Here is a 12782-nt window from a genome sequence, read left to right as displayed (position 1 = left end):
CTTTTTATAATAAAATCATCTTAGCTAAAAGTAAAAAGCTGAAAAAACCCAAACCATCAGTAATTGCAGTAATCACAACACTTGAACCTACCGCAGGATCAATTTTAAATTTTTTCAAAGTTAATGGCACAAAAGAGCCTACAAAACCGGCTAAGGCTAGATTGATTAGCATTGACAAAGCTATAACAAGTCCTAAAAGGGCTGTTTTAAACCATATAAAAGCTATAATGCTCATAACGCTAGCAAATATAAGCCCATTTAATAAAGAAATTCCACTCTCTCTTAATATAACTTTTTTAGCATCTTTGAATTCTACTTCATTGAGTGAGAGTTTTCTAACTGTTACCGCTAAGGCTTGTGAGCCTGTGTTACCTCCCATGGAAGCTACAATAGGCATAAGTACTGCTAGAGCTACAAGTTGTTCTATTTCACCTGAAAAAAGACTGATGATATTAGCTGAAATTAATGAAGTTGTAAGATTAATCATGAGCCAAAAAGCTCTTGCTTTAGCTGCTTTAAAAGCACTTTCTTCTTCAACATCTGCATCAACTCCGGCTAAATTATAAATTTGCTCTGTTGCATTTTCTTGGATTAAATCATGAATATCATCATAAGTAATTCTACCCAAAAGCACTCCATCGTCATTTATAACAGCCAAAACACTTAAATCATAATCTTCTACTATATCAATAGCCTTTTGTATATCTTCATGATCTTTAATGCTATAACATTTATATTTTTCATTGTTGTTTTTAATAATATCTGCAAAACTTAGTTTAAAATCCCAAAGCAAGAGATCGCTTAGGTTGATAGCATTGCAAAGTTTTCCTTGTTTATCTATGATATAAACTTGAAAAATTTGATCTACTTGTCCTGAATGCTTTAAAATTCTATATCTTTTAATGGCCTTTTCTATACTTTCATTAATAGAGGCTGTGAAAATTTCTGTTTGCATATAAGCACCAGCGGTATTTTCATCATAATTTTTAAGGCGTAAAATTTCTTCTTTATCTTCTGAACTTAAGCGGTTTAAAATAGCTAAAGTTTTTTGTGGATTTAGCTCTTCAAAACGCTTAATTAAGTCTGTTGCATCATCACTTTCAAGCTCTTCTACTGCTTTTGCAATCTTTATAATGCTTAAGTTTTCTAAAATATCTTCTAAGATATGTTCAGGCGTTATAGTAGCTACATTTGCAAGTGTGTAAGTATCAAAAGATTTAAGAGTTTTTAAATAAAGCTCTTCATCATGCCTTTTAATAGTTTTTAAGGCTTCATTGATTTCATAGGTACTTTGATCTTTGAAAGTATTTTTTAAAAGTTCTTGTGCTTCTAAAAAATCATTCATCATCTCAAAGCTCCATAGAATTTTCTATATTTTGTTCTTTTGGTGGATTTTTATAATTTTCATCAATGCTTTGCAAGCGGTTTTCATACTCTTTTGCCATTTTTAAAAATTCTTCTTTGTTTTTTCCACTTAAGCTTGATTTTGGAATTTTAACTATAGTTTCAGGATTAATTGCTTTATTATTTAGATAAAGTCCAAAATGCAAATGTGGTCCAGTACTCATACCAGTAGAGCCTACATAAGCAATCACTTGTCCTTGCTTAACTTTTTGTCCGCGTTTGATTTTTGCAAAGCGACTAAGATGAGCATATAAAGTCATATAGCCTGACATGTGTTTTACTTGTACAACCTTACCATAACCACCTTTTGTCCCAACAAAGCTAATCGTTCCATCTCCTGCACTTTTAACTGGAGTACCCGTTGGAGCTGCATAGTCAATACCTAGGTGTGCTCTATAGCGTTTTAATATAGGATGGTATCTTGCTCTAGTAAAACGATCTGAAATCCTTGTATATTTGACAGGTTTAGTTAAAAAGAAATTTTCAAGCTCTTTTCCTTGAGCATTATAATAAGAATCTTTATATAAAAATACAGAATATTCTTTACCTCTAATATTAGCTAAAGCTGCTTGGATATTAATATCGCCAAAAAGTCTTCCTAGTCTTCTTTTTTGCTCATAAATTAATACTACACTATCGCCTTTTCTAACATTTTTAAAATTAACACTATTTTTAAAAGCTCTTACCATAGCTCTTGCTAAGGTTACGCTACCACTTTCATCATAAACATCTTGATAAGCTGAATTGTTAATAGCTACGCGAATAGTTCTTTTTTCTTTGGTATAAGAAATTGGAGTAAAACTTAATACGAATTTATTTTCAGTATTTTTGTAAATATGAATTTGTAAATCATCACTGATTGGGATTAAAACCTGTTCTAATTCTCCTTGATCATCTTTTAACATTTGGTATTTAATACCACTTGCAATTTCTGCACTTAGTTCTTTATCTTCAGCATCAAGATTATAGTATAAATTCAAAGGTATGGAGTGATCTTGTAAAAAATCAAGTAAAGTTTTACCATTCTCCCAAGAAAGTTCTTCAACACTTGAAATAGCAAAAAGTTTTATCGATATAAGTAAAGATATGAAAATTTTTTTCATGGTATTTTAAAGCCTTCTAAAATTTAAACATAAATTTGTATTTTACTTAATTTTTCTTACAATTTTGTAAGGAAAATACAATATAATTTAATTTTTACACTTTTTTAAGGAGTATCAGTTGTCAAGAATTATTTTAATGCTTTGTTGTTTTTTAGCATTTTTGCAAGCTAAAAATTTTGATTTAATACAAACAAAACTTGAAAAAGTAGATGATATTTATGGTTATATAAAAGATGATCCTAGAATTTTATTGCACTCAAGTGGTATAGTTGTGCATGAAATTGATACACAAAAATCAATTATTGCAAGAGCTAGTGTGATAGGGCGTGAAAATGGCTTAGTTAAATTACAATTTAAAGTTTTTGATATGCTAGCTCAAGATGCTATGCCTTTACCAAATGTATTGCCACAAGTAGGCGATAAAATAGTTTTAAATTATTTATATGATAGAGCCTTGATTATAGCTCCTGATAAAAATGTGTATGATTTTATAGCTCAAAAATTAAATGGACTTTATTTTTTACACCCTGATTTATTTGGTGCTCATATGATACAAGAATACCGCCAAACTCCAAGAAGATCAGATTTTAGATCTTTTTGTTCAAAAAATGCTGTTGGGCTTTTAGTGGTAGCTTTAGAAAATAAAGCTGAGATAGTTGATTGTCAAGATTTTGGCAAGATAGAAGAATTTAACATACCTCAAGCTCAAAGTTTGCAAATTCCATTTTATTCAAGAATTACAGGTTATAAAAGCGATATTTTTAGCTTAAATGATGAAGCAATTGGAAATTATTATGTATATTATGAAAAATTAATTAGCTTAACTAGAGAAAAATAATGCAAGAAATCCATCAAAAATTTTTTCAAGATCTTTTAGGGGTTGAAAATGCTCATTTTGATCCTATTCACAAAAGAGCGTATAGTTATGATGCTACTAAAAAGCATTATTTACCTGATGGAGTGCTTTTTCCAAGAGATGAAAATGATATTAGTCAAATTTTAAAATATTGTAATGAAAATAAAATCATCGTTATTCCTAGGGGCTCAGGTAGTGGATTTACCGGTGGAAGCTTAGCTATTAATGGTGGAGTAGTGTTAAGCTTTGAAAAACATATGAATAAAATTTTAGAAATTGATCTTGAAAATTTAGTTGCAGTAGTGCAGCCTGGTGTGATAAATATGGCTTTACAAGAAAAAGCAAAAGAATATGGTTTATTTTATCCACCTGATCCTGCTAGTATGGAGTATTCTTCTTTAGGGGGGAATGTAAGCGAAAATGCAGGAGGTATGAGAGCTGCTAAGTATGGTATAACTAAAGATTATGTAATGGCTTTAAGAGCTGTTTTACCTAATGGAGAAATCATTAGAGCAGGTAAAAAAACTATAAAAGATGTAGCGGGTTATAATCTAGCTGGAATTTTAATAGCAAGTGAGGGATCTTTGGCTGTGCTTAGTGAGATTACTTTAAAACTAGTAGCTTTGCCAAAGTTTAAAAAGACAGCTATGGGGATTTTTAACAGCATTGATGAAGCAATGAATGCAGTTTATAAAACTTTAGCTAAAGGTGTGACTCCTGTATCTATGGAATTTTTAGATCAATTAAGCATACAAGCATTAGAACAAAAATTCCAAAAAGGCTTACCTATGGATGCGGGTGCGATTTTAATCGCTGATGTAGATGGCAATGTAGAAGAGGCTATTGAAGCAGATTTAAAAATTTTGCAAGAGAGTTTTTATGAATCTGGCGTAAGAGAGTTTAAAATAGCAAAAGATGAGCAAGAAGCAGCCAATATTTGGTTTGCTAGAAGAAACTGCTCTCAAAGTATAGCAATGTATGGAAATTTAAAGCTTAATGAAGATATTACAGTGCCGCGTTCAAAACTACCTGATCTTTTAAAAGGCATAGCTGAAATTTCTAAAAAATATGGTTTTAAAATCCCTTGTTTTGGTCATACTGGCGATGGTAATGTGCATACTAATGTAATGGTAAGTGATAAAAATAATCCTGAGTTGGTTAAAAAAGGTTACGAAGCTGTAGAAGAGGTGTTTAAGCTTACAGTTTCTTTAGGTGGAACCTTAAGTGGGGAGCATGGTATAGGCATTTCAAAAGCTCCTTTTATGAAGCTTGCTTTTAGTGAAGCTGAAATGGACTTGATGAGAAATATCAAAAAAGCATTTGATCCAAATAATATACTTAATCCTTTTAAAATGGGACTTTGATGAATTTTAAAAACTTCATAAAAATTCTTTTAAGCATAAGAGATAAAGAAATTTTAAATTATGCTGCAGCTTTGAGTTTTTATACTATTTTATCTTTAATACCGCTTTTATTTTTATGTTTTTGGGTTTTTACTCAAATTCCAAGTTTTGAAATGTATCAAGAAAGAATTAAAAATTTAATTTTTACTTTTTTAATCCCAACTCAACAAGAATTAATAACACAATATATTAACACTTTTTTAAAAAATAGTGTCAATCTTGGTTTAATTGGTCTTTTAGCTATGGCTTTGACTTCTTTAGCATTTTTTTCAGGTTATGATTATGTTATTAATAAGCTTTTAGAAGAAGACTCTAAAAGTCTTTGGCATAGTATAAGTTCTTATTGGACTTTGGCAACATTAACTCCACTTGGACTTGGAGTGAGTTTTTACATTTCAGGTTTTATACAAAAAACCTTAGATGATTTTAATATTGCTTTAAATTTTTTTGAGATTTTACCTTATGTGATTATATGGGCTTTGTTTTTTACATCTTATTCAAGTTCAGTGAGTAAAAAAGGTGATTTAAAAACTTTGCTTATTAGTTCTTTTGGTGCTTCTGTGATTTGGTATATTTCTAAGATGATTTTTGTGTATTATGCTGTATATAATAAAACTTATTTAAATGTATATGGTTCTTTTTCTGTGATATTGTTTTTCTTTTTGTGGATTTATATTTCTTGGATTATTTATCTTTTGGGTTTAAGGGTTTATTTGATTTTAAATCAAGAAAATAAAGGGAATAAAACCAAGAGAAATTACAAAAAGAGCTAAATAACGATGAAAAATAGCCATGAAGGATAAAAATATATAAATAAGATAAATTTCTAATGGTATGTGTAACAATATACTATTTAATTTAAAATCAAATAATGCTAATAATATTTCATCTAATACATCTCCATAAGATAATAAATGCAGTAATAAACTTATAGGGTAAAATAAAGCAAATAATATGCTTAAAGGTATACCTAAAAATTGTTGAAAACTAATAAGTGGAAAAAAATATAATACAGGAATTATCATTGCTAAAAAAGTCCAAAAATTTATAAAAATAATATGAATATAATTTTTTGAAAAATTATCTTTAAAATGATGTAAATATAAATAAATATAAAATACTCCTAAACTTGAAAACAAAAAGCCAACGCTAAATAATAAATTTGGAAATAAGCTTATACATAAAATTACACTTAAGAATAAAAATTTAAAACTCAAAATTTTAATATTTTTGCTAAATAGATAAAAAGCAAAAATACTCATACATAAAGCTCTTATATAAGAAGGGCTAAAGTCTATTAAAAATATATACAAAATTAAAAGCAAGAAAGCAAAAATACTAATATCAAGTTTTAAACTTCTATAAGGAAAATATCGTTTGTGAAAAAAGGCATATAAAGGAGCAAAAATCAAAAAGCAAAAGCTAAATAACAAGCCCAAATGATATCCACTAATAGCAATTAAATGCGCGATATCGTAAAAATTTACATCATTTCTAAGTTCACTTGATACATTTTTTGCAAAGAATAAAGCCCCGTAAAATTCTTTGATTTTTTCATTTTGATGTTGATTTAAAAAATACTCCACTAAGATATTTTCTTTTTGAGCATTAGTTTTATGAAAATCATAACTTGGTACAAAAAAATTTTTACTAAGATAATCTTTAAAGTTAATATTTTTAGTAATAATCCTAAGATTTATAATATCATTTTTACTTAAATTTAGATCTTTAAAACTAGTAGTGTAAAAAACAAAATCAGAATTTTTAATTTTAAAAACTTGGTATTTTTTACCTTTTTTATTAGTTTTTTGATAGCTAGATATAATGATATTATTTTTAAGCAATAAATGTTTTGTGAGTTTAAAATTTTGGTATTTTTTATACTCATAAGTGAGATTTAGGCTAAAAATTGCTAAAAAACATAATAATAAAATTAAAAATTCTCTATAAGAATCTTTTATAGAGAATTTTAAATTCATTTTTTCTTAGAAAAGCGTGATAAGTATAACCATATAATAAAAATTAAAGTGATTATAAAGGCAGGTGCTATATAAGGATGATTTGAAAAAATTTCAAAAGCCTCCTTTAAGGTGTTTCCAAAAATAAATCCAGCATAACCAAGTATTATAGCCCAAATTAAACTAGCTAGGGTATTGATGATAAAAAATCTTACAAAGCTAAATTTGCAAAGGCCTGCTGCTATAGGAATGATAGTTTTTACCCCGTAAATAAATTTTTGCACTACTAAAAGTAAATCTCCATATTTTTTGATTTTTATCATAGCAAGCGCGATTTTTCTTTTATGATTTTTAAAATAAGGCATTATGTCTTTTTTATAATATTTTCCTAGAATAAATAATAGGGTTGAACCTATGGTATTAGCCAAAAAGGCTAAAAATATACACAAATGCAAATCAAGTTTAGTTGAACTTGCACAAAGTACCCCGGCAGCAAGTATGGCCACCATTCCTCCACCAAAAGAATAAAAAAATAAAATCAAATAACCATAAGTGCTAAGATTATCAATCATTTCTTGCATGAAAAACCTTATCTTGCAAAATCAACAGCTCTAAGCTCTCTGATGACATTAACTTTTATTTCACCAGGGTATTGAACTTTTTCTTGAATTTCTTCAGCTATTTCTTTAGCTAAAAGCACAGACTCATCATCATTGACTAATTTTGCATTAACAATAACTCTAATTTCTCTACCAGCATTAATAGCATAAGCTTTTTTAACCCCTTCTTTACTTTTTGCTATATCTTCAAGTTCGCTAACTCGTTTCAAGAAGGCCTCTAAAACCTCACGCCTTGCTCCAGGGCGTGCAGCGCTTAGTGTATCTGCTGTACAAACTGCAGCTGATTCTATACTTGTAGCCTCTTCATGTCCATGGTGAGCATAAATCGCATTAATCACTATAGGATGTTCTTTGTATCTTTTGCAAAGTTCAGCTCCTAAATCTACATGAGAACCTTCAAATTCATGCGTTAAAGCCTTGCCTATATCGTGTAAAATTCCAGCTCTTCTTGCCAGTTTTTCATCGCCACCACACTCAGCTGCTATGATTCCAGCTAAATGCGCTACTTCCAAAGAGTGTGCTAGAGCATTTTGTCCATAACTTGCTCTATATCTTAATTTTCCTATTAATTTAACAATTTCAGGATGGATATTATTAAGTCCTAAATCCATTACTATAGTTTGACCTTCTTCTAAGATATTATCTTCAAATTCTTTGCAAACTTTTTCATGAATTTCTTCTATTTTTGCAGGTTGTATTCTACCGTCTTCAACTAAAAGTTCAATCACCTTTGTAGCAATGGCGCGTCTATAAAGATTAAAACAACTTACTATAATTGCTCCAGGCGTATCATCTATGATAATATCAACGCCCAAAACCATTTCTAAGGTTTTAACATTTCTCCCTTCTTTACCTATAATGCGTCCTTTTAACTCATCATTTTTGATATTTACTACATTGATCAACCTTTCAGCGGCGAATTCTCCTGCAAATCTTGAAGTAGCTTGTGCTAAGATAAAATTAGCCTTTCTTTTGGCTTCATTTCTAGCTTCTTCTTCGTATTTTCTAACAATATGAGCAATTTCAGCTCTTGAGGTTTCTTCTACTTTTTGTAAGACTATGCTTTTTGCCTCTTCTTGTGTGAGACCAGCTGAATGTTCAAGAATTTTTAAAACATCATTTAACTTTATTTCGTAGCTTTGTTTTAAATTTTCATTTTCTTCATGTAAAGCTTTTATAGTTTGCTGCTCTTTTGCTAATTTGTTTTTGTTTTCTTCATGAAGTTTTTCTTGATAATGAAGATTTTGTTCTTTTTTGTTGAGTTCTTCTAGCTTAATAGAATGCTCTTTTTGTAGTTTTTGAATTTTTTCATCAAATTTTTTCTTTGCTGCAAATTCAGCCTCAGCAACTGAATTTTTAGCATCTTTAAGTGTTAGCTCAGCTTCATATTCAATGGCTTTTGCTTTTGCTTTTGCTTGCTCTAAAAAGATATTGAAATTTGCATCATTAATCTTTTTGGCGACTATATATCCAATCCCTCCGCCTATGAAAACGGCTATTAATGCGACTAATATTTCTATCATTGTTTTTAACTTTCCTAAAATATTTTTTATAAGGGTTTATATAAAAATTTCCTTTTATATCATGGTCTTGACTAAAAATTTGATGAGATTTTGCATCCATCATTTGTGTGAAAATAACTAAAGGTTTTTTATAAGAAATATTTTCAAAAAACCTATCGTAAAATCCTTGGCCATGACCAACTCTTCCTAATTTTGCATCTACTCCTATAACAGGGATGATTGCAACATCTATACGAGTTTGCAAAAAAGAATCTTTTGGTTCATATACCCCAAAACTCTTTTTATCAAGAGCTAACCTTAATTTTACTACCTTTAAACTTTTATCTTGCATAAATGGAACAAAAATTCGGTATTTTTTTGTTAAAAAATGTCTGAATTTATAAAGATTAATTTCATATTTTAAAGGAATATATATAAGGATATTTTTGTAATTTTTACAAGATTTTAAAATTTTATTTACTTCTTGAAAAACTAAAAAATCTCTTTTGTATTGAAATTTTAGTTTCGATTTCATTTTAAATTTCTGTTTTATTCTAAAGTCATTTTTTATCAAAGCTTTCCTTGGTTTTTTAACTTTTTATGTTATACTTTTAAGCTTAAAAAATCATAAGGATATGACTTGAAATTTAAAATTTTTTTAGCAATTTTTGCTATGATTTTTTTTACTTCATGCTCAAGTGATAAAGAAAATTCTAGTAATGAAAATACTGATAATGCAAGTTTAAGTCAAAGTGAGAATACTGATTTTACTTTGAAATTTTTAGATGGTAGAAAAATGTATGTGAAATACCATGAACAAGAATTTAATTTTGATGATACAGCAAAAGCTAAGTTGTTTGTATTTTTTACAAGTTGGTGTGAGCCATGCAAAGCTGAAATTCCACATTTAAATAATTTAAATAAAAAATATCAAGATAGATTTGAAGTCATAGCGCTTTTTTTAGAAGAAGATAAAAAACAAGAATTATTGGAGTTTATACAAAAAGAAAAGATGAATTTTTCTTCGGTTTTAGGAGAGAATAGTTTTATTTTTTCTAAAGTTTTAAATATCAGCTCTATTCCAACAATGGTTTTATTTAATGCAAAGGGCGAAAAAGTTAAAGAGTATTTAGGTTTAATTCCTGAAGAAATGTTAGATATAGATATACAAAAAGCGATAATGTAATGTTTGGATTTTTAAAAAATGGTTTGAAAAAAACCTTAGAAAGTATTCATTTAGTTAAGGCTTCAAATAAAATCATTACTAAAGATTTGCTTGAAGAAATGCTTTTAGAAGCTGATGTGGCGTATGAGATAGTTGAAGAGATTATTTACTATCTTCCTCCAAGTGATGAGGTTAAAAAGGCTGATTTAGAGCGTGTCATGGGGACTTATTTTATTTATGATAAGCCTGAACTTGCTAATGCTAAGCCTTTTGTGGATTTGATTTTAGGTGTAAATGGGGTAGGTAAGACCACAAGCATTGCTAAAATGGCACATTTGCATAAAGAAAATGGTGAAAAAGTTATACTTGGGGCTTGTGATACTTTTAGAGCAGGAGCCATAGAGCAGTTAAAATTATGGGCACAAAAATTAAATATAGATATCATAGCTACTTCACAAGGACATGATCCTTCGGCAGTTGCTTATGATGCTATTTCTAAAGCTTTGGCAAAAAACTATGATAGGGTTATTTTAGATACAGCAGGACGCTTGCAAAATCAAAAAAATCTTGCTAATGAGCTTGAAAAAATTGTCCGCATAAGTGATAAAGCTATGCAAGGAGCTCCTCATAGAAAAATCCTTGTACTTGATGGCACTCAAGGTGTGGCAGGAATTTTGCAGGCAAAAGCTTTTAATGATTTAGTAAAACTTGATGGAGTGATTATTACAAAACTTGATGGAACTGCCAAAGGTGGAGCTTTATTTAGCATAGCAAGAGAGCTTGAACTTCCTATTTTATATGTAGGAGTAGGGGAAAAAATGCAAGATTTATGTGAATTTAGTATTAAAGACTACTTAGAAGCTATATTGGAACCGATGTATAAATGAGCTTTTTTTAAAAAATTTATCCGCACTAAATAATCCTTACTTGATGGAAAAATTAAAGCAAAAACACAGTAGCACTTGGGTGATGGATAATAGGGGGGGGGTAGATCAGCTAAATTGGATAAATCAAAATGGAGAATATTTATATAAAAACCCAAAAAAATATTTAGAAGAAACCATTGCTTTATATCAAAATAAATATCTACTATATCCTGTTTTATATTTTTATGGTTTTGGTAGTGGTGTTTTGTATAAATGCCTACTGAATAATCCAAATTTAAAACATATAGTTGTTTTTGAAGATGATTTAGAATTGTTATATAGTGTGTTTAGTGTTTTAGATTTTTCGAACGAATTAAAAGAGCGAAAAATAATCATTTTAAATAGTGAAATTTCAAATCAAGATTTAGAGTATTTACTTTATATGAAACCTTTTTACAATTTTTTAAGAATATATGATATGCACATACATAATGAGTACTATGAAAAATTTGAAAATAACATTCTCGAATTAAACAAAAAAATTTCAGAAATTTTAAAAATTATTATTTTGCATCAAGGTAATGATATTAAAGATTCTTTGCAAGGTTTGGTGCAATATATTTATAATTTACCAAATATGATAAAAAATCCTCCCTTGAAAAATTTATGGCTTATGCGAAATAAAAAAGTTAAATCAGCTATTATAGTTTCTACTGGCCCATCTTTAAACAAGCAACTTCCTTTACTAAAACAATATCAAGATAAATTTAGTATATTTTGTGTTGATAGTTCTTATTCTATTTTGGCAAAAAATAATATTAAACCCGATTTTGTTTTAATGAGTGAAAGAACTCATTTTAGTGCTGATTTGTTAAAGCAAAATTATGAAAATATAGATAATAATATAGTATTTATTTTATTAACCTTAGTACACCCTTTAGTGATTAAATACTTAAAAAACACTAATAGAGACTTTTTACTAATTCCATATCCAACCATATTTTTTAATAAAATTGATTTATTTGGTTTTGGAAAATCTCCATCGGGCGGAACAGTAGCTTATAATGCTTTACAATTAGCGTGTGATTTTAATCATGAAAATATTATTTTTATAGGTCAAGATTTATCATATGGAGAAGATGGAAAAACTCATGCCAGTGGATATTATTATGAAGATGAAGAGTTAAATGATGTTGAGGAAAAAGCTATAGCTTATGGGGGAATTGGCGAAGTTTTTACTCATAGTACTTGGAATACATTCAGATTTACTATACAAAATTATATAGCTAATAAAAAAGGTTTTAAATTTTATAATGCCACAGAAGGTGGAGCTAGGATAGAAGGCACTATAGAAAAACCATTTAAAGAGTGTTGTGAAGAATTTTTAGATGAAAATTTAACAAAGCCTTTTGAAAAACCATCGCCAATAGATAAGAATGCTCAAGATGATTTGTTATTGCAAAGTTATAAAGTAATTAATGATAATTTAGAGTTTTGCGATAGATTTGTTAAAGAATTTGAACTTTATTTTGAAAATTTGATTCAAATAGAAAATAAAATTCAATCTTTGGAGGTATTTGAAGATAAGAAGAGTTTGATTATCCAAAGTATAAAAAATTTAGATTTTTATAAAACTAAGCTTGATGAGTATTGTAAAACTTTTTTATATGAATTTATTAGACCTTTTTTGCAGCAATTTGAATTTAATTTAGCAAGAATTTATGTGATTAATCCAAGGACTAATGAAGAATGGTTTGATAAGAATATAGCTTGGGTAAAAGATCATATATTTTTATTTGAAATTTTAATAGCAAATATAAAAATGGCAAAAGATGAGATAAATAAACATTTAGATCCGTTAAAAGATGAGATTCGAAAAAGACAACTAGATAATATTTAAAAATA

Annotated in this window: 12 protein-coding genes; 6 read left to right on the top strand and 6 right to left on the bottom strand. The window is 28.5% G+C overall.

All coding sequences use genetic code 11. From position 1 onward, the window contains the following. Positions 1 to 4: 4 nt before the first annotated feature. Both mgtE and L8X38_RS02680 read right to left on the bottom strand, forming a co-directional pair. Positions 5 to 1348, bottom strand: a complete 1344-nt coding sequence (gene mgtE / locus L8X38_RS02685; RefSeq protein ID WP_133319709.1) for a magnesium transporter — start codon at positions 1346 to 1348, stop codon at positions 5 to 7. Position 1349: 1 nt separating this feature from the next. Then, entirely contained in the window at positions 1350 to 2507 is a 1158-nt protein-coding gene (locus L8X38_RS02680; protein ID WP_133319708.1) for a M23 family metallopeptidase, read from the bottom strand. A gap of 127 nt (positions 2508 to 2634) precedes the next feature. Between L8X38_RS02680 and L8X38_RS02675 the strand changes: the two genes are divergently transcribed. The 3 genes from L8X38_RS02675 to L8X38_RS02665 are packed head-to-tail and all read left to right on the top strand — an operon-like array spanning position 2635 to position 5539. Further along, positions 2635 to 3345 (top strand): plasminogen-binding N-terminal domain-containing protein, encoded by a 711-nt coding sequence (locus L8X38_RS02675; RefSeq protein ID WP_412175223.1) that lies wholly within the window; start codon positions 2635 to 2637, stop codon positions 3343 to 3345. Then, the gene (locus L8X38_RS02670; protein ID WP_133319706.1) at positions 3345 to 4727 is read left to right on the top strand and encodes an FAD-linked oxidase C-terminal domain-containing protein; all 1383 of its coding nucleotides are present in this window, start codon (positions 3345 to 3347) and stop codon (positions 4725 to 4727) included. The genes L8X38_RS02675 and L8X38_RS02670 overlap by 1 nt, the downstream gene beginning before the upstream one ends. After that, positions 4727 to 5539: a YihY/virulence factor BrkB family protein gene (locus L8X38_RS02665; protein ID WP_133319705.1), complete on the top strand. Its 813-nt coding sequence runs from the start codon at positions 4727 to 4729 to the stop codon at positions 5537 to 5539. Before L8X38_RS02670 ends, L8X38_RS02665 begins: the two co-directional genes overlap by 1 nt. Here L8X38_RS02665 and L8X38_RS02660 read toward each other — a convergent pair. Genes L8X38_RS02660 through L8X38_RS02645 form a run of 4 tightly spaced genes read right to left on the bottom strand, consistent with a single transcriptional unit; the run spans position 5486 to position 9420 of the window. Beyond that, positions 5486 to 6745 carry a ComEC/Rec2 family competence protein gene (locus L8X38_RS02660; RefSeq protein ID WP_263661218.1) on the bottom strand — a complete coding sequence of 420 codons (1260 nt, stop codon included), beginning with the start codon at positions 6743 to 6745 and terminating at the stop codon, positions 5486 to 5488. The genes L8X38_RS02665 and L8X38_RS02660 overlap by 54 nt on opposite strands. Continuing rightward, positions 6742 to 7305 (bottom strand): DedA family protein, encoded by a 564-nt coding sequence (locus L8X38_RS02655; protein ID WP_263661217.1) that lies wholly within the window; start codon positions 7303 to 7305, stop codon positions 6742 to 6744. The genes L8X38_RS02660 and L8X38_RS02655 overlap by 4 nt, the downstream gene beginning before the upstream one ends. A gap of 8 nt (positions 7306 to 7313) precedes the next feature. Beyond that, positions 7314 to 8867, bottom strand: coding sequence for a ribonuclease Y (gene rny, locus L8X38_RS02650; RefSeq protein ID WP_263659764.1), 1554 nt, complete (start codon positions 8865 to 8867; stop codon positions 7314 to 7316). Further along, positions 8791 to 9420, bottom strand: a complete 630-nt coding sequence (locus L8X38_RS02645; RefSeq protein ID WP_263661216.1) for a 5-formyltetrahydrofolate cyclo-ligase — start codon at positions 9418 to 9420, stop codon at positions 8791 to 8793. The genes rny and L8X38_RS02645 overlap by 77 nt, the downstream gene beginning before the upstream one ends. Before the next feature lie 66 nt (positions 9421 to 9486). Between L8X38_RS02645 and L8X38_RS02640 the strand changes: the two genes are divergently transcribed. Genes L8X38_RS02640 through L8X38_RS02630 form a run of 3 tightly spaced genes read left to right on the top strand, consistent with a single transcriptional unit; the run spans position 9487 to position 12777 of the window. Then, positions 9487 to 10032: a TlpA family protein disulfide reductase gene (locus L8X38_RS02640; protein WP_133319700.1), complete on the top strand. Its 546-nt coding sequence runs from the start codon at positions 9487 to 9489 to the stop codon at positions 10030 to 10032. After that, a complete protein-coding gene (ftsY, locus tag L8X38_RS02635) occupies positions 10032 to 10898 on the top strand; it encodes a signal recognition particle-docking protein FtsY (protein ID WP_263659762.1) in 867 nt (288 codons plus the stop codon). The genes L8X38_RS02640 and ftsY overlap by 1 nt, the downstream gene beginning before the upstream one ends. A gap of 43 nt (positions 10899 to 10941) precedes the next feature. Next, a complete protein-coding gene (locus tag L8X38_RS02630) occupies positions 10942 to 12777 on the top strand; it encodes a motility associated factor glycosyltransferase family protein (RefSeq protein WP_263661215.1) in 1836 nt (611 codons plus the stop codon). The last annotated feature ends 5 nt before the right edge of the window (positions 12778 to 12782 follow it).

The organism is Campylobacter sp. CNRCH_2014_2452, assembly GCF_025772865.1.
GTDB classification, from domain to species: domain Bacteria; phylum Campylobacterota; class Campylobacteria; order Campylobacterales; family Campylobacteraceae; genus Campylobacter_D; species Campylobacter_D lari_D.
This window is presented reverse-complemented; position numbering and strand designations above follow the sequence as displayed.

Excerpts from the sequence above, each read along its gene's own strand:
- L8X38_RS02630 (WP_263661215.1), top strand. The coding sequence starts at position 10,942 with ATGGAAAAATTAAAGCAAAAACACAGTAGCACTTGGGTGATGGATAAT.
- ftsY (WP_263659762.1), top strand. The coding sequence starts at position 10,032 with ATGTTTGGATTTTTAAAAAATGGTTTGAAAAAAACCTTAGAAAGTATT.
- L8X38_RS02680 (WP_133319708.1), bottom strand. The coding sequence starts at position 2,507 with ATGAAAAAAATTTTCATATCTTTACTTATATCGATAAAACTTTTTGCT.
- L8X38_RS02665 (WP_133319705.1), top strand. The coding sequence starts at position 4,727 with ATGAATTTTAAAAACTTCATAAAAATTCTTTTAAGCATAAGAGATAAA.
- L8X38_RS02655 (WP_263661217.1), bottom strand. The coding sequence starts at position 7,305 with ATGCAAGAAATGATTGATAATCTTAGCACTTATGGTTATTTGATTTTA.
- mgtE (WP_133319709.1), bottom strand. The coding sequence starts at position 1,348 with ATGATGAATGATTTTTTAGAAGCACAAGAACTTTTAAAAAATACTTTC.
- L8X38_RS02670 (WP_133319706.1), top strand. The coding sequence starts at position 3,345 with ATGCAAGAAATCCATCAAAAATTTTTTCAAGATCTTTTAGGGGTTGAA.
- rny (WP_263659764.1), bottom strand. The coding sequence starts at position 8,867 with ATGATAGAAATATTAGTCGCATTAATAGCCGTTTTCATAGGCGGAGGG.
- L8X38_RS02660 (WP_263661218.1), bottom strand. The coding sequence starts at position 6,745 with ATGAATTTAAAATTCTCTATAAAAGATTCTTATAGAGAATTTTTAATT.